This window comes from Sphingobacteruim zhuxiongii (genome assembly GCF_009557615.1).
GTDB classification, from domain to species: domain Bacteria; phylum Bacteroidota; class Bacteroidia; order Sphingobacteriales; family Sphingobacteriaceae; genus Sphingobacterium; species Sphingobacterium zhuxiongii.
This window is the reverse complement of sequence record NZ_CP045652.1, coordinates 1,459,704-1,483,151: the sequence shown is the minus strand read 5'-3', so window position 1 is coordinate 1,483,151 and position 23,448 is coordinate 1,459,704. Positions and strand designations below refer to the sequence as shown.

General features: G+C 37.5%; 16 protein-coding genes and 1 tRNA gene. 11 read left to right on the top strand and 6 right to left on the bottom strand.

From position 1 onward, the window contains the following. Positions 1–9: 9 nt before the first annotated feature. The 4 genes from prmC to GFH32_RS06385 all read left to right on the top strand — a co-directional run bounded on the left by prmC (position 10) and on the right by GFH32_RS06385 (position 2,761). Entirely contained in the window at positions 10–861 is an 852-nt protein-coding gene (gene prmC / locus GFH32_RS06400) for a peptide chain release factor N(5)-glutamine methyltransferase (protein ID WP_153510345.1), read from the top strand. 312 nt (positions 862–1,173) lie between these two features. Further along, a tRNA-Lys gene (locus tag GFH32_RS06395) sits at positions 1,174–1,246 on the top strand. A 185-nt stretch (positions 1,247–1,431) separates the two neighbouring features. Next, positions 1,432–1,785 carry an ISAon1 family transposase N-terminal region protein gene (locus GFH32_RS06390; RefSeq protein ID WP_153509180.1) on the top strand — a complete coding sequence of 118 codons (354 nt, stop codon included), beginning with the start codon at positions 1,432–1,434 and terminating at the stop codon, positions 1,783–1,785. A 40-nt stretch (positions 1,786–1,825) separates the two neighbouring features. After that, a complete protein-coding gene (locus tag GFH32_RS06385; protein ID WP_153510343.1) occupies positions 1,826–2,761 on the top strand; it encodes an ISAon1 family transposase in 936 nt (311 codons plus the stop codon). Between the two features lie 78 nt (positions 2,762–2,839). Here the strand turns inward: GFH32_RS06385 and GFH32_RS18620 are convergent, their stop codons facing one another. Further along, positions 2,840–3,130: a transposase gene (locus tag GFH32_RS18620; protein ID WP_153513019.1), complete on the bottom strand. Its 291-nt coding sequence runs from the start codon at positions 3,128–3,130 to the stop codon at positions 2,840–2,842. A gap of 758 nt (positions 3,131–3,888) precedes the next feature. On the opposite strand from GFH32_RS18620, the gene GFH32_RS06370 reads away from it, so the two are divergent. From GFH32_RS06370 to GFH32_RS06350, 5 genes are all read left to right on the top strand, one after another. Then, the gene (locus GFH32_RS06370; RefSeq protein WP_153510339.1) at positions 3,889–4,926 is read left to right on the top strand and encodes a FecR family protein; all 1,038 of its coding nucleotides are present in this window, start codon (positions 3,889–3,891) and stop codon (positions 4,924–4,926) included. Positions 4,927–5,112: 186 nt separating this feature from the next. Beyond that, entirely contained in the window at positions 5,113–8,418 is a 3,306-nt protein-coding gene (locus tag GFH32_RS06365) for a SusC/RagA family TonB-linked outer membrane protein (RefSeq protein ID WP_153513018.1), read from the top strand. Positions 8,419–8,429: 11 nt separating this feature from the next. Beyond that, complete coding sequence (locus GFH32_RS06360) at positions 8,430–10,298, top strand: RagB/SusD family nutrient uptake outer membrane protein (protein ID WP_153510337.1); 1,869 nt, start codon at positions 8,430–8,432, stop codon at positions 10,296–10,298. A gap of 27 nt (positions 10,299–10,325) precedes the next feature. Further along, complete coding sequence (locus GFH32_RS06355) at positions 10,326–11,330, top strand: BT_3987 domain-containing protein (protein ID WP_153510335.1); 1,005 nt, start codon at positions 10,326–10,328, stop codon at positions 11,328–11,330. Between the two features lie 20 nt (positions 11,331–11,350). Further along, positions 11,351–12,172, top strand: coding sequence for an endonuclease/exonuclease/phosphatase family protein (locus GFH32_RS06350; protein WP_160366894.1), 822 nt, complete (start codon positions 11,351–11,353; stop codon positions 12,170–12,172). Positions 12,173–12,202: 30 nt separating this feature from the next. Here the strand turns inward: GFH32_RS06350 and GFH32_RS06345 are convergent, their stop codons facing one another. The 4 genes from GFH32_RS06345 to GFH32_RS06330 all read right to left on the bottom strand — a co-directional run bounded on the left by GFH32_RS06345 (position 12,203) and on the right by GFH32_RS06330 (position 19,345). Continuing rightward, positions 12,203–12,799: an RNA polymerase sigma factor gene (locus tag GFH32_RS06345; RefSeq protein ID WP_153510331.1), complete on the bottom strand. Its 597-nt coding sequence runs from the start codon at positions 12,797–12,799 to the stop codon at positions 12,203–12,205. Between the two features lie 481 nt (positions 12,800–13,280). Beyond that, entirely contained in the window at positions 13,281–13,814 is a 534-nt protein-coding gene (locus tag GFH32_RS06340; RefSeq protein ID WP_153510329.1) for a hypothetical protein, read from the bottom strand. 536 nt (positions 13,815–14,350) lie between these two features. Further along, positions 14,351–16,051, bottom strand: coding sequence for a RagB/SusD family nutrient uptake outer membrane protein (locus GFH32_RS06335; RefSeq protein WP_153510327.1), 1,701 nt, complete (start codon positions 16,049–16,051; stop codon positions 14,351–14,353). 30 nt (positions 16,052–16,081) lie between these two features. Then, positions 16,082–19,345: a SusC/RagA family TonB-linked outer membrane protein gene (locus tag GFH32_RS06330; RefSeq protein ID WP_153510325.1), complete on the bottom strand. Its 3,264-nt coding sequence runs from the start codon at positions 19,343–19,345 to the stop codon at positions 16,082–16,084. Between the two features lie 790 nt (positions 19,346–20,135). Between GFH32_RS06330 and GFH32_RS06325 the strand changes: the two genes are divergently transcribed. Beyond that, on the top strand, positions 20,136–20,642 hold the full coding sequence (locus GFH32_RS06325; RefSeq protein WP_153510323.1) for a Crp/Fnr family transcriptional regulator: 507 nt from the start codon (positions 20,136–20,138) through the stop codon (positions 20,640–20,642). Positions 20,643–21,104: 462 nt separating this feature from the next. Then, complete coding sequence (locus tag GFH32_RS06320) at positions 21,105–21,662, top strand: DinB family protein (RefSeq protein WP_153510321.1); 558 nt, start codon at positions 21,105–21,107, stop codon at positions 21,660–21,662. Between the two features lie 136 nt (positions 21,663–21,798). Here the strand turns inward: GFH32_RS06320 and GFH32_RS06315 are convergent, their stop codons facing one another. Continuing rightward, a complete protein-coding gene (locus GFH32_RS06315; RefSeq protein WP_153510319.1) occupies positions 21,799–23,433 on the bottom strand; it encodes a RagB/SusD family nutrient uptake outer membrane protein in 1,635 nt (544 codons plus the stop codon). Between the last annotated feature and the right edge of the window lie 15 nt (positions 23,434–23,448).

Below are 23,448 nucleotides of genomic sequence, written 5' to 3'. Positions count from 1 at the left end.
GTTTGTAGCATGGGAACATTATTGCAAATTCGTCAAAATTACATCGACAAACTCAGCAGCATTTACGATGCTGAGGAAGCGAAAGCCTTGTTTCAAATTGGCGTCGAAGCATTAATGGGAATAAACAAACTGCAACTTAGTTTACAGCTTCAAAATCAACTAAACTCAGTTGATGAAACAGCTTTGCAGGATTTATTAGTGGACCTTTCGACAGGAAAGCCTATTCAACATATTTTAGGCCATGCCCCTTTTTACGGTGCCGAATTCCTTGTCAATGCGCATACCCTAATTCCAAGACCAGAAACCGAAGAACTGGTCGATCTGATCTTACGGGATCACCAAAACCAAGAAAACCTTAGACTGATCGATATCGGTACGGGAAGCGGCTGCATCGCTATCAGCTTGCAGAATAACTTAAAGAACGCAAACACCGTCGCTGTCGATATTTCCCAGGATGCGCTAGCAATCGCTCGGGAAAATGCAAAACGACAAAAGGCGACTGTCGATTTCCGCTGTCTAGATATTTTAGAATGGGAACTAACATTCGGTGATGAAACCTATGATATTATCGTCAGCAATCCCCCTTATATTACCGAAGAGGAAATGTCTTCCATGCACCATAATGTTCTCCAGCATGAACCGCATTCCGCTCTCTTCGTCCCTCAAGAGGCTCCCCTATTATTTTATGATTACATCGCTGATTTTGCATTAACTCACCTAAAACCAAATGGTCATCTTTATTTTGAGATCAACCAATATCTCGCACAAGAAACCAAAGATCTAATGCTGAAGAAAGGTTTTAAAAATGCCGTCATCTTCGAAGACATCAACGCGGTACCCAGAATGCTGAAAGTTTACTAAACATCTTTTCGTTTCTTAACCCAATCTTTTTATTGCTGTCGCGACTGCAATCTTTTTGGCTCGTCATTTTTTCAACAAGAATAGGCCATAGTACGAAGAAGTCCCGAAGGATGTCCCTCCCATTCTGCTGTGGATTCCATCGAATTTGCAGGGAACAATTCTTGGTTTTTAGAGAGACTGAAGTATATTTTCTATTTTTTCAAACTGAGAAACAAGGAGTTATTTATAAGGTGTTAGATTTTTTTACAAAAGATTTGGAGTGTATGGATGATTTTTCTACCTTTGCATCACTTCAAACAACGAAGGATATAAGATTCCGTAGCTCAGCTGGTAGAGCAATACACTTTTAATGTATGGGTCCTGGGTTCGAATCCCAGCGGGATCACTTCTTGGGACAAGTCTAAAAATGATAGACTTGTCCCATTTTTTTTATCCTGTAACTTGCTGTTATTCTGATAAATAAGAGGGATTAAGCTGAATTCGGATCAAGCTGAATTCTTGGGATCAAGCTGAATTCTTGGGGGGAGTGTTAAAAATTTCTTAGTTTAGCGTCTTTAATACAAATATCCCTTGCAAGAAGCCGAACGTAAATTACTATCCTTATTGATGCCCGAAGGGCTTTTGGAATACTTCCAGATTTTAGAAGTCGATCAGGTCGACAATCAACTCCATATTTATTTAGATGAACTTAATATTGCTCCGACAGGCTATGAGCACAGCAAGTTGGAGTCAAAGGGTTTTATGCCTTCTACTGAAATTTCAGACTTTCCCATTCGAGGCCAGAAAGTTACGCTACATATCCGCCGTCGTCGATGGACGGTACTGGATACCGGAGATATCATCACAAGAGATTGGAACCTAGTGCGTGAGGGCGCTCGAATGACTACGGAATTCGGGCTTTTTTTAAAGAAGATATTTGGATAGCTACCCTGTAAGCGCCCAATTGGTAGGTCTGTTCTTCCAGATGGACGGCAAACAACTACAGGATCAATACAAGAACCACCTCAGTGATTTCCATGATTGGGACCAAAAGCCTCATGCCGAGAGCTGGACATTGTTCCCTGAAAACATATCGGAACACCTGAGCATTGATGAGACCAGCTTCAGCAACGGTGAATTATATACCATTGTTAGCAGTAAATCGGCAAAAGGGCGTAAAGGAACGATTTTAGCAACTATAAAGGGTACCAAGGCTGAGGATATCATGGCTGTTCTCGAGCGAATACCCTTGCGCTCGAGGAATAAGGTAAAGGAGGTGACCATGGATATGGCTCCCAACATGGCCAAGGCAATCCGTAGATGTTTCAGAAATGCCAGACGTGTGGTCGATCGGTTCCATGTCCAAAAGTTAGCTTACGATGCCGTGCAGGAACTCCGTATCAAGTATCGTTGGGAAGTCTTGGATGCAGAAAGCAAGAAAATAATGGAATCACGAAAGCGAGGGATCCCGTATGAACCGGAATTGTTGCCAAATGGTGATACGCTCAAACAGCTGTTGGCTAGATCCAGACACCTATTGTTCAAGCATCCAAGCCGATGGTCGGAAAGCCAGAAACATCGTGCTGAATTATTATTCCTGCGGTTCCCCAAGCTAAAACAGGCTTATGATCTTGGAATTGCCTTAGGGGACATCTTCAACAAATGCAAGGACAAAAAGGTAGCATTTACCAAACTAGGCCTATGGAACAATCAGGTTGAGAATGCGGGTATTGCTTCCTTTGAGAGCGTGGCAAAATCCATTGCAGCGCATCATCAATACATCCTACACTACTTCGACAATAGAAGTACCAATGCTTCCGCAGAATCCTTCAATGCAAAACTCAAAGCTTTCAGAAGCGTCTTCCGTGGCGTAAGGGACACAACATTCTTCCTGTACAGAGTGATGAAATTGTATGCTTAAAAATCTTTACCCCCCAAACTTTCGGTATGATCCTCGATTATACGGAAAGTTTTTTGGATCGGTTTCAAAACCTGTGCGCTAATCAAATAATTTAGTCGATCTAAACAAGAAAAAGTTGATATCTCCTACTCCTGTAAATTGACTTCTAAAAGTCCTTATCTTGGCATTGAAAGATTTCGTAGCAGCACTCGAACTTCTTTTATCGAAGTCATTCAATATTTTTTTGTGATGGATTTTTATTATTCTGGAAACGGTATTGAAAGACTTGAAGCCAGCTTGTTCAACCTTATCCGCCCGTTTAGCTAGTCTGGAAAAGGCATTTATCTTATCAATAGTGGTGTTGAAGATCCAAGAGAGTTCCTGAGTAATATCTAGTCGTTTTCACCATCCCGATATCGTTCAAATAGCATAATAGCACTTTCTCGTTGTTCCAAAGACCATTTATGTTCATTTTTATAGAGGCGTAGTCGTCGTGGAATCTTTTAAAGGATAGAGAAAATGGTCTCTGACTATGTACCGCTTACTACCACTGTAATAGTCCCTTTTGTACCATGGGCTTCTTTCTTGGTGACAACGCGATAGCGCTCCCGATGGGATAGACAGGCCTCGTCAATTGAAAGGTTGCTGTTGACGTATTGTGGGAAGATCAACCTTTCATTGCATTTTCGCGATGCTCCAATTTTTGGCAGCCGCTTAATTTATTTCGATAGTACTACCTTAATTTATTAGCAGACATCCCATATAAAGAGTTGATAGTCTGGATTCTATGTACTTGACTAGCCGCTGATACCTTCCATCCATGTACTATTCTCAGCTTGATTAAGTCGACTCTCGCTAAGGCTGGCTGCTGACGAACTTTCTGCAATGACTATGTTACGGGCTATCCTCCTATCAGCAGTCATTTTAAGCCTCCCAATCAGCATTCTTGAATAATTAAATTCGTTCCTGTAAAATTGATTGGACAGAAAACCTATAGCAAGCCTGTCAGATACTTTGCAGTCAAAATGGAAAATTAATCTGTTTATACAAACAATTGAAAAAAAAATAATTCAACTGACCATCAGTGACTTACATTTTTCTTTAAAAAAATAACCCTACCATTTTCAAGTTTATAGATATATGTTAATATGGAGAACAACGAATTAATCACTTTATTGGAAAAGTTCAAATCCGGTAAAATTGAACAACATGACTTCTTAAGACTAAAGGAAATTCTTGATACCTCTTCAGGCACAAAATTACTCCTCCATACAAGTAGATTGGATTATGACATAATAAGAAAAAATATAGACAATTATCCCGCATATAAAAACCAACAAAAAAATCTAGACCGCATTAAATTATCTATTTTAAAACAATCTGGTTCAAAACCACAAAGGCAAATACATTTAATTTACATTGGATTGGCAATTGCAGCATCCCTGATAATTGCCGGTATTTTTCTTTATCCCAAAAATGAAATTAAAGTTAAGGAAGTTGATTGGGTTACTATAAAGACTTCACATGGTGAACAAAAAGTCATTCGCCTTGAAGATAACACAGAGATAAAGTTAAACGGAAATTCCTTTTTATCATATTCGGCATCTAAAACCACAGATTTAAGAATTGTCAAACTAAAAGGTGAAGCCTTTTTTAACGTAAAAAAAGACAGTATCCGTCCATTTTTAATTCTTTCAAAAAATTTTGTGACCCGCGTTGTTGGCACTTCTTTTAATATTGATTCTGAAATTGACAAATCCATCGAAGTAAAAACTGGAAAAGTAAAGGTTTTCCAAATCCATGAAAACAGTTATTCAAAAAGTTTAAAACAGGATTTGGCAGGATTTAATGAATTTGTTGAAAAGTTATCGAAGGCGCAAATTGATCTTTCTACAGGTGAAAGAGCTGTCTTCGAGGACAATAAATTGAAAGTAAAATCCTATACAAATACCAATTGGTATAACAATGAACTAATTCATCTTGGAGAAAAAGTTAGTACAATTTTAATGAAAGCTTATCGCTTCTATGGAGACTCAATCATCGTTTCCCCAGAGATTGCTGATGCAAGAACGACAATAACCTTTAAAGATAAAAATATAGAACAAGTATTGAGCACCATTGCCGAAATGAATAATGCAAAGCTTTACAAAAAATCAGCTCACTTATGGGAAATTAAGAAGAAATAAGACACAAAAACAGGAGTGCTAGGCACCCCTGCATTTCATGATGTAGTAATCAGCCGGTCTGCGAAACTTACAGATTACTCAACAAAATCAACAAAGTATTAACCTTTATCAATTTATGCAAAGATGCTAAAAATTCGACTCATTTTATACAATCCTAACCTGCGACAGATTATGCGTAAAACATTTATGCTCTGGAATTTTTTACTTACCTGCTGCATTGTATTTGCCAGCACAGAAAGTTTCGGTCAAAAGGAACTTCGGAAAACTATAGAAGTAGATTTTAAGAATGCTTCCCTCCAATCCGTATTAGAAGATCTACAAATAAAACACCAAATCCCGTTGGCCTACAGTAACGAAGCTACTTATTTGAAATATAAGGTTAACTATTCTGGAAAGAGCACCGCTAGAGAGGTTTTAAATTCTATTTTATCCAAACATAATTTGGCAATAGAAACCAAGCATGATTATGTTCGAATAATAACAAAAACCAATTCATCCGTAGTCAACACGCACCTTCAAAATGAAATTACTGGTACGATTAGAAATATAGACGGCCAACCATTAGCAGGTGTGACGATTGTTCAAAAAGGGAAACCATCTGTAGGTACTACCTCTGATATAAATGGAAAATTTATTCTAGCGATTCCGGCAAATAGCACGCTTGTTGTTCAAATTGTCGGATATAAAACTACAGAAATAGAAATAGGCAACAATAAAACCTTCAATATTGTCATGGAGGCAACAGAGGAAGGTATTGATGAAATTGTAGTGGTAGGGTTCGGAACTCAGAAGAAATTAAGCGTGGTAGGCTCTCAATCTACTATTGAGGCTAAAAAACTCCAAGTCCCAGCCGCTAACTTAACAAACGCTATTGCTGGTAAAGTAGCTGGCGTAATTGCTGTCCAACGTACTGGAGAACCGGGGTTTGATGATGCAGGTATATGGATTCGAGGGATTTCAACATTTAGCCAAGGATTAAGTGCTCCTCTAATACTAGTAGATGGAACGCCTAGAAGCATGTCTAATGTTGACCCTGAAGATATTGAAAGCTTCACTGTCTTAAAAGATGCTGCAGCAACATCCGTTTATGGTGTTCGTGGGGCCAATGGTGTAGTGATAATAAAGACTAAAAGTGGTACAGCAGGAAAGCCTAAATTTAGTTTTCGGTATTATGAAGGAGTTACACAATTCACAAAACTTCCAGAGTTTGCAGATGGTATTACTTACATGCGGATGTCAAACGAAGCATTAATGAATCGTGGTGCATCACCAATTTACAGCGAAGACCGAATAGAAAAAACAGCTAGTGGCGAAGATCCGTATCTATATCCTAATGTAGATTGGATGGATGCACTATTCAGGAATTTCGGTCAACAACGTAGAGCTAATCTTAATATCAGTGGGGGATCTGATTTAGCAACTTATTACGTAGGAACAAGTTATTTTGATGAGAACGGACTTTATAAGGAAGATCCAAATGTAAATTACAATCAACAAGTAGGTTATAAACGATATAACTTAACGTCTAACTTAACCGTGCGGCCATCCATCAATACAAAAATTGAATTAGGTATTCAAGGCTATTTGGCAAATGCGAATTACCCCGCTACAGGAAATGGAGATATCTTTGCAAATGCTTGGATGGTAACCCCCGTACTTCACCCAGTCATGTTTGAAAATGGGACAGTGCCCGACCAACGTGCAGGTTCATTAGTCAACCCCTATGCCCATTTAACACAAACAGGCTATGCGAACCAATGGAGAAATCAGTTATTTTCGAACCTTCGAGCGACCCAAGACCTACCTTTTATTACAAAGGGTTTATCTGTTACCAGTATGTTTTCCTTTGATGTTTACAATTACACAAGTATGCGTCGAACCAAGCGACCTAGCTCCTATTTAGCTGTTGGCCGTGATGAAAATGGAGAAATGCAGTATGAACAGACTTTTGAAGGAGATCGATTTTTGAGTTTTGCTCGCTCATCACAAGGTACTAGAACCATATATTTAGAGGGAGCAATAAACTACAATCGCAATTTTGGTAAACACACCACAACAGGTATGTTATTATTTAATAAGTCTGACGAATTAAATTCACAAGCCGGAACCTTAATTACATCCTTACCATTTAGATTCATGGGGATGTCAGGTAGAGGGACTTATTCTTTTGCTGATAAATATTTCTTAGAAGCCAATTTTGGTTATAACGGTTCAGAGAATTTCGCTCCTGAAAATCGTTATGGGTTCTTCCCATCAGTAGGTTTAGCTTGGGTTTTAAGTGAAGAGAAATTCTTTAAGAATTTAAAAGAAACTTTACCATTGGCCAAACTTAGGCTATCACATGGAAAAGTTGGAAGTAGTCGTATTTTAAGTGAAACGGGAGAAACTCGATTCGCCTATATCTCTACCATTGCAAATACTACAGGTTATAATTTTGGGAAAGACAGAGGAAATAATTTCTCCACAGGATACAATATTGGAGAATATGGTGTAAATGTTTCCTGGGAAACTTCTATTAAAAGTAATCTAGGATTTGATTTACAGACGAAGAACAATGAACTTAGTATACAATTTGATGTATTCAAAGAACGCAGGCAAGGTATTTTCCTCAGAAGAGGAAATGTTCCTAGTTACGTAGGTTTACAGACCGCTCCTTTTGGCAATTTAGGAATTATAGACAACAAAGGTTTTGATGGATCAATTACATATTCCAAAAAATATCAAGATTTTGGCTTCCAAATCCTAGGAAACTTCACATTAAACCGAAATAAAATTGTAGAAAATGATCAACCTGACCCTTTATACCCCTGGCTTGATGAAAAAGGGCAAAAGCTTGGTCAACGTATGGGCCTGATTGCCTTAGGGCTATTTGAATCTGAGGAAGAAATTGCTAACGGACCATTGCATTCAGGCTTAGTAAAACCTGGTGATATTAAATTTCAAGATGTAAATGGTGATGGTAAAATTGATGACTTCGATAAGGTGCCAATTGGCTACGGAACAATTCCAGAATTTGTATATGGTTTTGGTTTTAGTATAAACTACAAAAGTTTATCTCTCTCGACCTTGTTTCAAGGTGTCGGAAACGTAGATGTACATATGAATGGCGAAGGGATAATGCCTTTTTCGGTATCAATGAGTCGAGGTAATTTATTAAGTAACATCGAAGATAGATGGACCATTGAGAATCCACGGCAAGATGTGTTCTATCCTCGCTTATCTGATGGTAGCCCGAATGGGAATTATCAAACCTCTACTTGGTGGGTAAAGAATGGTCGATATATTCGATTAAAGGACGTTCAATTATCTTATAATTTACCTAAATCTTGGACCAATCCTATCAAATTAACAAATGCAAACATCTTTTTCGCTGGTTACAATTTATTAACCTGGACACCATTTAAATTTTGGGATATGGAGTTAGGAGATGGACGAGGAACTCGTTATCCAAATATCAAATCCTACACTTTAGGACTTAATATTAACTTTTAACCTACCGAATCATGAAAATAAATTTTAGAACTATTATATACCCCACATTAGCATCCCTAATATTAACCTTTGGGAGTTCCTGTCAAAAGGATTTTCTAAACCAAGTACCTGATGATAGACTTTCCTTAGAAGAGGTTTTTAATCGACGGAAATTGTCTGAAGAATGGTTAGCAGGAACATATAATTTCATTCGAGACGAGGGGCATCGCACAAACAATTCACCATGGGATGTATTATCTGATGACAATGATGTTTCTCAGCGTAATGCTGCATTTCAAGTAAATTTAGGAAACTGGAATGCCTCCTCTAATTATTGGAATTTTTGGGACCATTATTACAAGGGAATACGCACAGCAACTACCTTCATTAATAATATCGATGGCAATGAAGAAATTCTTCAAGAGCGCGAAGGAGCTGCTTTAATTAAAAAGCGAAAAGGTGAAGCTCGATTTCTAAGAGCTTTCTTCTATGCAGAACTCTTAAAACAATATGGTCCTTTCATTATTATTGGAGATTCGGAAATAGCGCCGGATCTACCCCTAACGGACCCTTCAATGCAGTTGGCACGAAGTTCATATGATGAGTGTGTAGATTATATAATAAACGAATTGAATTTAGCAGAAGCTGAACTAGATGTTGAACACTACGCAAATGGCGATGCCGTTTTGGAAAATGATATGGGTAGAGCAAGTAAGATTCTTTGTAGATCAATTAAAAGCAGAGTGTTATTATACGCTGCCAGTCCATTAAATAATGGAAACCAAGATTATGCCAGTGTTGCTAACAAAGACGGTAAGCTCCTATTCAATGCTACGAATGATGTTAATAAATGGAAGGCAGCCGCCGATGCAGCAAAATCTGTTATCAATTATGCTGAATCATCCGGTAAACTAGGATTATATCGTAAAAACAAAGGTAATGGCGAAATAGATCCTTTTTTATCCTATAGGGATTTGTTTCTAGACTCTTGGAATTTAGAATGGATAATGGGACGAAACAACAACTCTTTAACGAACTATCAACGCTCTTGCACCCCAAGACTTGCTGGTGGTTATGCATCAATGGGACCAACTCAACAATTAGTTGATAGCTACCGTATGGCAAACGGAGAATCTCCTATTACCAGCTACAATAGTACCGGAGCACCTAATATCAATACTTCAAGTGGGTATTCAGAAAGTGGATTTAGCAATTTTCAAGCACCTGGTGCCACCCGTTCAAAAAATACGTTCAATATGTATGTTAATCGGGAACCTAGATTTTATGCTACTATAATCTATTCAGGAAGTGATTGGATTAACACTACCTCCAGCCTCGGTGTACGTGAAATACAATTATATTATACGGGGGAATCAGGAAAAGGAGGCTCCCATGATTATTCAGAAACCGGCTATTTATTCCGTAAAAATATTTCACCAACATATCATCCAACGCAAAATTCTGTTGCTAGACCACATGTGATGATGCGTTATGCAGAAATATTATTGAATTATGTGGAAGCCTTAAATGAATCAGATCCAAACAATCCTGATGTTCTAAAATATCTAAATCAAATCCGTGAACGAGGCGGCATACCAGCATTATCTTCAGGTTTATCCCAGGCAGACATGAGGAAGCAAATTCGAACAGAAAGACGTATAGAGTTAACCATGGAACATCTGCGTTATTTTGACACTAGAAGATGGAAAATTGCAGAGCAAACTGACGCAGGTCCAATGTATGGAATGAACGCTGAAGGAGGTACTTCGAACACTGACCTCACATTTTTTAAAAGGACTAAATTTGAAAATAGAGTTTTTAGAAAAAGCTATTATTATTTTCCAATTCCTCAAACGGAGGTTCAGCGTAATCCGAACCTAATTCAAAACCCAGGTTGGTAATTCAAACCCTTATAATTTCTATTATCAATGAAAACTATATATATAAAATTACGGACAAAAGCTCGTCGGTGGACGTTCTTGATATTGCTTTCCGCTCCTTTAGCATCTCTGTATCAATGTAAAAAATCAGAATTGAAGATTGATAACCCAGACCAATATACAAGAGTTTTTATGCAATCAGCAAGTAATGGTGCTGTAACAAAAACCTTAACGATAAAGGATGAATGGACAAACATTCCCTTTGGCGCTGGTTACAGTGGATTTAAACTACTTACGGACCCCATTAATATTAACTTTAAGATTGATAAAGTGCAACTAGACTTATATAATCAACAAAATAATACTAATTACGAATTACCACCAGCAGATAGCTATAAGATAGCTGAGTCTTCAGTTACCATTCAACCAGGAAATGCAGGATCAAATAATATTAATTTGGAAATTAATCCTTCTAAATTGGGAGGGACCAAAGCTTACATGATTCCTGTAGCCATTAGCGATGTTCAACCAACACTTACGGTAAATGAACCTTTACGAACAACATTCTTTCTTATAAATGGAATTTACGAAAGTAATCCATTTAGTCCAATCGCGATTGATAAGTGGGAAATCCATGACTATTCAGATGATGATTATGATGCTGTAGGTGGAAGAGCAAAATACGCGATTGATGGAACGATCGAAATGGCCTGGTTATCTACCTATCGTCGGGTCGATGGATGGAGGCCAGCACACCCACATTACTTGACAATAGATATGAATGCAAACCATACCTTGCATGGAATTACCCTTTATGGGAGAAGGGGGCAAAATCAAGCCTATTTATTTCCAAAGAACGTATTGATTGAAACTTCAAATGACGGGACAACATGGACTGAAGCAGGAAGTTTCACTATTGCAGCATCATCCGATGACACTTCGGCGATTATGTATTTTGAAAAAAATGCGAACTGTAGATTCTTCAAAATTACTGTACTATCTAGCTCAGGAAACGGTGATACAACTTCAATTGCAGAAATAGTAGCGTTTTAATATTATTCAACATGAAAACTATGAAAAAAATAACTTCAATATTTATTTTAATGGTTCTATTAGCATGTAGCAAAGGGCAGGATAATAAACCGTCCGAAATAGATCCTCCGAAGGATAAAACTATCGTAAAAACAATGACCTATAATATATTTGGTGCTCGGTCTGGCGGGATTCCAGACTTAAAGGTTATTGCCGAAGTTATAAAAAAAGCAGATCCTGATTTGGTGGCTTTGCAAGAAGTTGATAAGAATTCGGAACGCAACAAAAACAATGGAGACATTGCAAAAGCATTAGGAGAATTAACAGGTATGGACTACTATTTTGCTAAAGCAATTGATATTGCAGGTGGAGAATATGGTGATGCAGTCTTATCTAAATTACCCATTAAAGAGAAAAGGGCATATAACCTAGAAGTTGACCCTGTCTTGGGTGGTGAAAGGCGATCTGTAGCTCGAATTCTAGTCGAAAAAGATGGCAAAGAATTCTATTTCATGAGCACACATTTTGACCATCTAGGTGATGAAAGAAATCGAATTAAACAAGCAAATGATTTCAACACCCTCTGCAAAAATTTCGGAAAACCAATGATTGTAGGTTCTGACTTTAATGCACTTCCAAACTCAAATACAATGAACATTTTGAGAACCTTCTTTACATTCGGATGTTTGAACGGCAATTGTAGTCAATTTACTTTCCCTACGCCAAATCCAACAAGAACTATTGATTATTTAATTTATCATCCTTTAGATGCATTTACTCCACAAATGTATTCTGTATTTACTTGGGCAGACAAGGAATCGGATCATTACCCTGTAATCGCTAATTTTATGATTAATTTCTAAACAATTTAAGCTTTAACGGTATTAATACCGTTAAAGCTTATTATAGAAAATTAAAATAAATAAGGACTTCAATAAGATATCATGTTCTTTAGCAATATAATCTTTAATTGTTTTCATTGCCAAAGACATATGTTCTTTAACCGTTTGTGTGGATATTTCCAAATTACTTGCGATTTCTTTATAACTTAACCCTTCCTCTCGCGACATTTTAAATATTCTTTTTCTCTGAGGAGGTAATGTGTTTAACGCTAAATTATAAATTTCAGTATATTCTTTATCTAGAACTTTCTCTTCAACATCATCTTCCCCTTTAACATCGAGGATTTCTGAATTATTTTGAAACAGTAGATTAAAATTTATTCGCTTTTTAATCTCTTTATAAATTAAGTTCCTAACAATACGAAAAAGATAATAATGAACAGGATAAGAGTCCTTTATGCGAGCCCTTGCGTTCCACAAATTTAAAAATGCATCGTGAATGATATCATCACAAACAGAGGATTCTTTAATATACTTATTGACAAAATAATACAACTCTTTTGCATGCCTATTGTAAATAGAAACAAAGGCATCATGATCACTGTTCTTTAAACGCGTATTTAGACTTGTATCCAAGGTATATTTCAAAGTTTAAGTTTCTTATTAATCAAATTTAACCTAAGTATATAAAGTAATTGTTAATAATAGTTTAACAATAAATAATTTAAAGATTGCGGCTTAAGTTCGGTTATTATCTTAACCAAATATAAGATAATGAAAACAATAAGGCAAGAAAATTAAAAAACCTAAATATTTATTAATAACGAGAAGATTAGCTCTCCATTAAATGGATAGTCAAATTTAAAGTAAAGCCGTAATCTTAATTATTAATTCGATGATATATAAAAATAGACGAAGACTATTTATCTATTTGAATCTATAAGTTAGTTTACGCACTAGCTTTTGAGAGGCAAATTGATGACACCCGTAATCATCCTAATCAAACTCTAAATGAAATAAGTACTTGGTTTTTCGCGAATAAAGCTTTAGTTTCCTGAAGAGTTTTTTATAATTATTCACATGTAAAAAAAGAGGTTACACAATCTGACGCATACTGTGTATAGAGATTTTATGCAAGTATAGTTGTAAATGCTAAATTAAGTAAGCTTGGGTGATCACTCAAGTCAACCTCAACACCGTCAATAGATTTAGTTAGTAATTCATTATCAGTTATGACTTGATATCCGGGGAATCTTCTTGCTATATATTCTTCTATTAACTTCGTTTTTTCTGGATATTTAGATTGAAAGCTTGAAAAATCCGATTCCCATGTTGTTGTATCGAGAATTCGAATCGTATAAAAAGGTATTATTGTACTGATAAGTAATGAATAATATCTTTCATCACGATTATCATGAGTGTAAAAAGTATAGTGATGACAAAAATGTCCTGCAGCCATAAAATAGCTATCGATTTCTGAATTCAATAAACTGCTTAATTCATCATTTGCTTCAGCCAGTCCTTCAATTCCTTCAGCATATTGATCATTATGAACTTGTCTACCAAACTTAAATTCTTTAGTAGAACAATATCTTTCATCCATAAAAGGAACTCCAAATGGATAATATTTTCTCAGTTCGTTTAAAATTTCTTCAAAACTCAATAGTTACAATCTCCATTAGTGACAGGTGAATAAAGCCAATACACGCTTCAACAATCTTTAAAACCAATTTACAAAAACATTCCATAATTTTTTCTTCGAATGCATTCGTTTATAAGTACTTGATCTATTAATCGATGAGAATCAGGCATAGCTTGATAGAATTGTATCCATCAGCTTAAATTAGCTTGAAATCGCTTTCAAGACTTCGAAGTTAAGGGTGATACAATACTTATTAATACTCTAAATTGGATTAAGCTATGCGTGTGATTGTAGAAAGTAAGATTAAGAAAATAGCTTAGTATTGCTGTAAGAACAAAGATGAAAACGTCGTCGAGAGATATTTCATAATCTCACAGAAACACCACACCTAACTGTTAATCAACAACAAGCGCGCAAATACACCAAACACAGACCAATTAAATGATAAAAAAAATGACCATCAGTGAGAATCACTCGCAAATTTGATTACAGAAAAAACAAAAAAGTCGGAAGATAAATCTTCCGACCATGACTACCCTATTGGGCTGTTTCTTCAATTAATTAGGCTTGAGATTACTATTTCTATCGAGCTCTTCTTGTGGAATCGGCCAATACTCATTATTTGTATTGAACACCAAGTTTTTATAAGTTGGAATGATACCGCCCTCGAACGCCGAATAGCTTTCCAGCGTAGTTTTTGCAATTCCCCACCTTACTAAGTCGAAGAATCGATGTCCTTCCATCGCTAACTCTAAACGACGCTCGAAGCGCACTGCTTTCAGCGCGAAATTCTTATCAGGGAAAGATGGGTAAGGTTTTACGTTATATTTTGCTGCGTTGACACCGGATTCAGCTTTCTTCGGAGCTAGCGTTGCTGCGCGCGCTCTAACCGCATTAACCAACTTCAATGCGTTCGCTAAGCTTCCGGCCTCGATTTCGCATTCTGCAGCCATCAAATACACATCAGCCAAACGAATGATGTTCACATCCAAGCCCGTAATATAATATTCACCCGGAGCCGTCTGAACGCCAAATAAGGTTTTAGGCACCATTGTTTTAATCCCTACGAATGGACCGCCGGTTACAACCTCTCTAATCCAAGAGTCGCCCGCCATAATACCCCAATCAAGGTACTGTACACCGCGACGGCCAACTGTATAGTCTAATCGAGGGTCGAATGCTAAATCAACGTTTAACTCATAATTTTCTTTTTGAATTTCTGGCAGACCGAAATCCGAAACATAAGGATTTGATCTGTAGTTGTCTAACAACGGTAAACCATTTGCATCGACCTTATAAGCATTCACAAGATCAATAGTAGGCTGATAAAATCCACAACAGTTAACTGGAGCAGTTCCAGACAAACCTGAAAGCATATCGCCGACATTTCCGTTCTCCGGATTACCGTTAGAACTGATAGCGTGTTTAGAAACCACGAGAGCTTCTGGGCCATTTTCTTTTGTTACATCAAAGTTATTCCAAAATGGCATGCTGGAAAGATCTGTTCCTGCCATAACCGCATTGAACAAGGTTAGCGCCTCTGGATACTTTTTATTGTATAAAAGCACCTTTCCAAGGTAGGCCTGCGCAGCACGTTTATTCATGCGACCAGCATCATTATTATACTTTTCCTCGCTCAAGTTGGCAAGGGCAAAGCGTAAATCTTCCTCAATCTTAGGAAGCACATCAACATCATTACCGATCGTTAAAGCTTGATCCGCCGTGGTATTTTCATCGAGGTATGGAATCTTTTTGAAGATTCGCCATAAGTAGAAATAATAATGCGCTCTTAGCATCTTGGTTTCGCCTTGAATTTGCTTTGCACGCTCTTCGGTGATTTCTTTCGCACCACTTTGATCCGCAGCAAGCAATTTCAATGTATTATTACAACGCAAAATGCCTTCGTAATAAACTTGCCACATCGTACTCAAGTTATCATTAACGCTAGTTGCTTTATAGCTTTCAATATTGGCCATATAAGGTTGGTCTCCTCCTTCTGATCCTTTGTGTGCATTATCAGAAGCCACCTCACCAAATAGCCATTGGCTTGGTGCAGACGCATAATTGCCCCAGGTTCCACTTACATTACCATTTAATATACTGTAGGCTCCTAACAAGGAACCTTCTACTCCTTCTTTATTTCCTACCTGTGGCTCTGAAAGCTCTCCCTGCGGCAGCTTCTGCAAGAACTCTTTGCCGCACGAACTCATCGCTAAGGCGCCAACAATTAAATAGGTGTATAATTTATTTCGTTTCATAATATTTGTTCTTTTGAAATAATAACAATCTTAAAATCCTAAGCTTACGCCCAATGTGTACTGTCTAGATTGCGGATAAACCCCAAAGTCGACACCTAATGCCGGATAATCGGATGGGGTTGCTGAAATCTCCGGATCTAAACCTGTATACTTCGTAATCGTGAACAGATTTGTCGCTCCAAAATAGATACGCATTTTATTGAAAGAAGTATTCTGTCCAAACAGCTTCGTCGTATTCAGATTATAACCGATCTGTAAGTTTTTAAGCTTTAAGAAACTACCATCTTGTATATAAAGCGATGAAGTCGCAACTTCCATTTCATTAAGATCGCCCTGACTAATGATGGATGGCACTTCGCTATTCGTATTATTTGGGCTCCATGCGTCTAATAAACGCGCGCTATATTGACCGTTGAACACACCGAAATCTGTGAAATAACGTGTCGCTTCATATAGATCATTACCTTGAGAACCGTAGAAGAATAAAGTGAGATCGAAGTCTTTGTAAGTAGCCGCTAGATTTAATGAGTAAACAAAATCAGGGTGCGGACTTCCGATAATCGTACGGTCGGAAGGATCAATCTTTCCATCTCCGTTGATATCTTTGTATTTTGCACCGCCTTTGCGTGCTCCTGGATAAGTTGGCGAATCTGTTAACTCCGCGTCGTCATTATAAACTCCATCCGCCTGATAACCATAGAATGCACCAAACTCTTCGCCTGTTTTCAACAAGGAAGTTTGCATACTACGGAACGCTCCATAGTTCACCTGCGTTATCGATGGTGCTAATGATACGACCTCGTTTTTGTATGTCGATATCGTACCCGTGATATCAAGAGTGAATGGCTTTTCTTGGCGACGTCCATAGTGGTAGCCTAAGCTTACCTCAATACCACGATTGCGCATTTCTCCAATATTTTGGTAAGGGGAAGTCGCACGACCTACCGAAGTTGCAGGCAATGGGACACGGAATAACATGTCTTCGGTTGCTTTATTATACCAATCAATTGAACCATCTAAATCGCCTTGAAGTACAGAAAAGTCAACACCTAAGTTCAATGATTTTACTTGTTCCCATTTTATATCAGGGTTTTGGTAGTTGCTTTTCCAGATACCTGTGACAACTTCATTATTGATCGGATAAGATGATTGTGTCAAAGACGCTCTATAACGTGCCAAGTATTCGTAAGCACTGATGCGTTGATTACCCGTTACTCCGTATCCCGCACGTAGTTTCAAATCGTTCAACCACTCTGCGCCCTGAGCAAATTCTTCTTCAGAAATACGCCACGCTCCACTGATACCTGGAAATACCCCATAAAGATGGTTCTCGCCGAAGTTAGACGAGCCATCACGACGAACCGTCGCGCTCAATAGATAGCGATCTTTGTAAGAATAATCAGCCTTACCCATAAGCGAAAACATCGACCCGACCGAACCAGAGCCGCCGTTATTGATGTTCGCACTACCAGCATCGAGGTAGAAATAATCCAGACTATTCAAAATGAAATAACCATTCCTAGAACCGTTGATACCTCGATTACGATTGCTGATCGCTTCTGTACCAACGAGAACATTTAAGCTATGATCTTCACCAAGGTTTGGCTTGTAGTTTAAGGTATTGGTCCAAGTCCATTCGGTAGTGTAGCCGTGATATTCACTCATACCATTGTTGAATGTACCCTCAGTAAATTCCGGATTTGGATAGTTATAGCTCACACCGTTGTAGTTTTCGTAGCGGATACCGAAGCTCGTTCTAGCTGTCAAACCCTGAATTACATCGTATTCCGCAAAAGCGTTACCGAAGAAGAAGTTTTGACGATTCATATTATCTTTAGCACGATAAGACATGGCTACAGGATTTTGACCATTACCCCATCCGCCTTTCGTCCCCGCGAAGTTCCCTCCTTCGTCATAAACGGGAACAACATTTTGAACACGATATGCAAATCCCATTACCGATCCTTCACCGATATATCCTCCAGCAGTGTTCGGGTTAACTCCGAAACCATAGCCTTCAGTATAGCTATATTGCAAATTTTCACCGAAACGAAGCTTCTTGTTTAATGCAGAAAATTGAGTGTTTGTCCGTCCATTGTAACGCCTGAATCCTGTATGTATAACCGTTCCTTTTTGATCTAAATAGCCACCTGAGAAGGCGTAAGTTGCATTTTCGCTACCTCCTGTTGCTCCAATTTGATACGACTGGATAGGTGCATTTTGCGAAAGCTCATCGAACCATTTTGTCCCCTCTTTGTTTGCTTTGGTTATTTGGTAGAAGTTGTTTGCATCTTTTAAATTATAATAGTATTTCGACATATCCACGTCTGACGCGGTAATGTCCTTGTTTTTCGCACCGGCAAGTAGATATTCAGGAACAACACTATTCGTTCCGAACAACGTATTCTTCATATCCACTACTTGTTGAGGGCTCAACATTTTAGGAAAGGCCCCTCTATTCGGTACACCGACACCAGCATAAGCGTCGACATTGACTAAAGTTTTGCCTGCTTTACCTGATTTTGTTGTAATAATGACAACACCATTATTCGCTCGCGCACCATAAATGGACGCCGCCGAAGCATCCTTCAATACCTGCATCGTCTCAATATCGTTCTGGTTGAACCAGCTTAACTTTCCTTCATACGGAACGCCATCGATCACATATAGTGGCTCGTTGTTATTGATCGTACTATAACCGCGAATACGGATTTGAGGAGTAGAACCTGGGGCGCCATCATTGACGATCTGCACCCCTGTCGCACGCCCCTGTAAAGCTTCAACAGCTGAGGCAGCGGGTTGCGATTTTAACTGGTTGACATTAACGACCGCAACAGAACCTGTCAAATCCTTCTTGCGTTGCGCACCATAGCCGGTTACAATGACTTCTTCGAAGGTTGTTTTGTCAACGCCCAATTCAATCGACAAATTTTGAGACACCGATGTAACAACAGAAGAGGCCTTCAGATATCCGATGTACGAAACTTCTAGCACATCATTCGCGGAAGCATTAATCTCAAAATTACCAGCATCATCTGTGGATGTAGCAGTCGATTTACCGACCACTTTAACAGTAGCTCCAGCAATAGGTTCCTTTGTAATAGCATCTAGTACGCGACCTTTTACAGTAGATTGTACTGCTTGGAGTGGATGGGTTGATATCCTATTCCATAGATGACCTTCGGCAACAGCCATATTGCTGATTGACAATAGTCCTAAGGAAAGCAGGAAACCACCTCTTAGTAGGCTTTTAGGAGTGTAGAAGCTACTATTGGATTTAATTGATTTTCCCATAGTTTAATATATTAGTTGTTTTGGTGTTTTTTCGAATTAAGTGATGGTTATAGACGAAATATTATTAAATAAACTATACCCTAATAATCACAAAAAAAACTTTTAAAATAAAGAAAAGCACGTGTTTAGCTATGATATTTTGGTAAATACCGAATAACTTAATCAATAGAATACCACCCCACCCTATTGTGTTGGCTAGGCAATCATTGAAAATTATGTAAAAAATACACTAAGTACTTTTGCGATAGCGAAGAGTGTAGGTGTGTTTCATGTTCGTTTGTTTAATTTAGCTTTGATAGTTTATAAATCGGCCTCCTCACTTTGCGAACTCTAAAATTGGTGATTTCAATTCGCTCCTCCTCACTTAATAGGTTATATACTACAAGTTACATAAAGCCCAGTATAAAAAAAATATTTTTGCAACATTTTTTTTACAAACAGAAAAGGAAGCTTATTAAGTAGCGAATATTTGAAATTTCTTTTGACCATATTTTATGTCGTTAAAAATTTTCGCTGGGTAGTTCTGTAACCCTCCCGAAAAGTCGGACAGTTTGAAATGCAAAAATTCGCAACTTAGAACAACCCAATGAAAAAGACAAGAATAAGCGAGAGTCAGATTGTTTCGTGAGGGTTACATAAGCATTTCTGTCCAATTTTACATTTTTTGTTTTTTAGGGACACTCACACATACTACATTAATTTTTGCAAATTTACATTCTCAAGGCTGACTTATAATTGTCGGAATAAAATCGAATATTCTAATTCTTTTAAGGTATAAATTAAAGTAAACATGAAAGGAATCATTGAATTGTCCGAAAAAACAATTACTGTAGAGAGAAATGAGTTTTTGAAAGTTAAAGGAAGTATAGACACCAATGTATACTACATAGTGAGTGGTAGTGTCAGAATTTTTGTATTAGATGATTATCAAGAGCAAACAATAAGGCTCGGATACAAAGACAATATTATAGTTTTATTAGACTCATTCATTACAGAAACTCCTTCGGAACTATTTATACAAGCTATAAAGAAAACTGTAGTTCGAGTAATTTCAAAATCCCAAATCAATACCTTTTTAAAAATACAAATTAATAGAGATATGTGGGTTAATATGTTAGAAACTCTTATCATCCAGCAGTTTGAGCGGGAAATAGATATTCTAACAAACTCACCGAAAGAAAGATATCTTAGAGTTTTAAAAAGAAGTCCGCAGCTTTTTCAGGAAGTTCCACATAGACACATTGCAAATTATTTAAGAATGAGTCCAGAAACCTTATCTCGTTTAAAAAACTCTTGACTTCAATCAAGAATTAATCATAAAAAACGTAAGAGCTTTGTATAGTACATTAAAAATGAATTATACAAAGAATATTATTAGAATGAGTTATCTAGTTTATCTTACTGAAGCCATTGTGGTTTTGAAATATGTAGTCCTAAAAACATTATTAATCCCACAATCTAAGATTGATTTAGCGCGCTATCGCATGATCCAATTCTATTGCCATAAATTCTATAAGCGAGATTTACAGAGGAGCTGATTCAGCTTTTATTATCCTTTCGAACGATCTAATATTAAAAGACCTATCTAAACGACCGAAACACCTATCAGTGTTTTGGGAGCTTATGCTGCCTCTAGAATGATGACAATTCGGTCATATAGGCGCTTAGGTGAATTTGGCAGAATTTGGCTGACAATTGAATCTGTTCTTTGATCAACTACAATTACCTTATTTATTCTTAACCTTTAAAATATTACAGTATGAATACTGAGACATTGATTCAATCACTTATAGACGACGTTCGACTGATCATAAATAAGGTCGAAAAGTTGAAATTTTATGAATTGGATAGTTTAAAATGGCGGGAAAGCGAAAATTCATGGAACATTTTAGAATGTTTGGAACATCTAAATTTATATGGCCAATTCTATCTACCACAAATAGAAATGGAGATTAAAAACTCTAATACAACGAGTGATATCCAATTTAAAAGTGGCCTTCTAGGTGGATATTTTGCAAAAAGTATTCTGCCAAAGAATAAAACAAAGAAAATTAAAACATTTAAAAACAAAAACCCAATAAACGCGAGTCTTAATATTGATGTGATTGACAATTTTATTGATCAACAAATAAGGCTATTAGATCTTCTGATCAAATCAAGACATGTAAGTTTGAACAAAATAAAAATTCGCACTTCCATTTCTAGTTTTTTAAGTCTTAATCTAGGCGACACATTTCAGTTTCTTATCAACCATATAATAAGACACTTAGATCAAATCAATCGCATTGAAGTTGCTTTCAAGCTTTCGAGACACTAATTCGAATTATATATCGACCTAAAGTTTATATAACCCTATTGAATATTAAAATTCGTTTCAACTGGATTACAAAAGGCGCTACTTCTAGCGCCTTTTTTGCCAATGTCGAGCATTAAATTAACAAGATTAAATCGAACTACCAGCCAGGGTTATTCTGACCATTTAATCCTGTATTGTTGTTGATTTCTGTTTGAGGGATTGGCCATAGATAATCCCGATTTGCATCAAACACACGATCTTCAACTTTCACTACTTCATTTGTTTTGGGATCGATCAAGCCATATGCCGGACCGTTCAACACTTCCGTACCAATTCGCCACCGACGAATATCAATCAATCTTGTTCCTTCAAATGCGAGCTCCAAAAATCGTTCTCTTCGATATAACTCACGAATTTTTGCTTGTGAATTATAGATAGCTTCATTGTAGGTCGGTAAACCTGCTCTATTTCTAATTTCATTAAGATATTTCTTCACATCGGGATTCTGCCAATCACCAGACTCTACTAGCGCCTCAACATAGCTTAACAAAATTTCAGCATATCTTATCACCATAAAATTTATAGTTGCGCCGCCAAACCCTTTGTTATAATCCTCTTCTTGTAGATACTTTGTACACAATGCTCCCGTAACCGTTGCAAACGTCTTACCGACCAGGTCGGTTGCATTATTAAAGGGATCGTACGGGCGAACAAATCGAGCTCCCGGCAGCAGTACGGAGGTTGAAAGCCTTGGATCTCTATTATTATTGTAGTTCGGTGTCTTTTTATAAATCGCTATACTGTCTGCAGGCAATTCATTCAGGTTCTTCCCTTGCTTGGTCTCATAGGTATTAATTAAAGCACCAGTTGCCGATATCGTTGCTTGTCCATTTGCTACAACAGATGCTGGCCCCATGCGCCCTGCTATCCCCTTGTTTCCAGCTCGTCGAAATAAAATGCGCTCTGAATTGTTTTGCGCATCATATGAAAAAAGACTGGCATAGCTATTCTTACTGCTATTCGATTTCCATAATTGGTAAACATTCAAATCGATAAGCTTCTTTGCGTATTCAATTGCCTTAGGGTAATTTTTATTATTCATATATAGCCTTACTTGTAGTGCGTGACAGGCTCCGCGACTCATTCTATAGGCTTGATCAACGTTATAGCTTGTCGGCAGATCTTTCGCTGCTTCATCCAATTCGCGCGAAATAAAGGCTACTAAGTCAGCTTCGGTTGGCCGCGGCAGATTCTTAGCGTCTTCGTCCGAAAACTTAATACTGTGATCAACAATCGGTACGACGCCAAAGAATTCATATAACTTCAGATGTGCATACGCTCTTAACGCCCTTGCTTCTGCAGCATACCTCTTTTTTAGCTCGTCATTAGCGATATAAACGTTCTGATAGTTTTCCAAGATTCGACTGCAATCGGATATATTTGCATAATTATATCGATAAACATCACTAATATATCCGTCACTCGGGGTCAATAAACCAATTGGGAAGTTTTGCCAAGATCCAAAATTTGCTCTGGACACGCCTTCGTCAGTTATCCCTGACATTTGCATCAATGAGTTTGCTTGATAGGTTCCACCATCCGTAATTAGCGCCCCTGCAGGAATTGCATTATTATAAATTGTTTCAAGATAGCTGGTCAAATCGCTTTCTACACGCCAGAATCTATCATCTGTTATCCCCGTGGGATTATCGCGAATGAGAAATTTTTCGCAACCGCTAAGCAAAACACTTGTTGAAACTAATATGGTCGTAATAATCTTTGATTTTTTCATGTTCTAAACTTTAAA

What these genes read in the sequence shown, in the direction of transcription:
- GFH32_RS06320 (WP_153510321.1), top strand. Translation starts at nt 21,105, where the DNA reads ATGAATACTGAGACATTGATTCAATCACTTATAGACGACGTTCGACTG.
- GFH32_RS06360 (WP_153510337.1), top strand. Translation starts at nt 8,430, where the DNA reads ATGAAAATAAATTTTAGAACTATTATATACCCCACATTAGCATCCCTA.
- GFH32_RS06355 (WP_153510335.1), top strand. Translation starts at nt 10,326, where the DNA reads ATGAAAACTATATATATAAAATTACGGACAAAAGCTCGTCGGTGGACG.
- GFH32_RS06325 (WP_153510323.1), top strand. Translation starts at nt 20,136, where the DNA reads ATGAAAGGAATCATTGAATTGTCCGAAAAAACAATTACTGTAGAGAGA.
- GFH32_RS06370 (WP_153510339.1), top strand. Translation starts at nt 3,889, where the DNA reads ATGGAGAACAACGAATTAATCACTTTATTGGAAAAGTTCAAATCCGGT.
- GFH32_RS06385 (WP_153510343.1), top strand. Translation starts at nt 1,826, where the DNA reads ATGGACGGCAAACAACTACAGGATCAATACAAGAACCACCTCAGTGAT.
- GFH32_RS06335 (WP_153510327.1), bottom strand. Translation starts at nt 16,051, where the DNA reads ATGAAACGAAATAAATTATACACCTATTTAATTGTTGGCGCCTTAGCG.
- prmC (WP_153510345.1), top strand. Translation starts at nt 10, where the DNA reads ATGGGAACATTATTGCAAATTCGTCAAAATTACATCGACAAACTCAGC.
- GFH32_RS06330 (WP_153510325.1), bottom strand. Translation starts at nt 19,345, where the DNA reads ATGGGAAAATCAATTAAATCCAATAGTAGCTTCTACACTCCTAAAAGC.
- GFH32_RS06315 (WP_153510319.1), bottom strand. Translation starts at nt 23,433, where the DNA reads ATGAAAAAATCAAAGATTATTACGACCATATTAGTTTCAACAAGTGTT.
- GFH32_RS06350 (WP_160366894.1), top strand. Translation starts at nt 11,351, where the DNA reads ATGAAAAAAATAACTTCAATATTTATTTTAATGGTTCTATTAGCATGT.
- GFH32_RS06365 (WP_153513018.1), top strand. Translation starts at nt 5,113, where the DNA reads ATGCTCTGGAATTTTTTACTTACCTGCTGCATTGTATTTGCCAGCACA.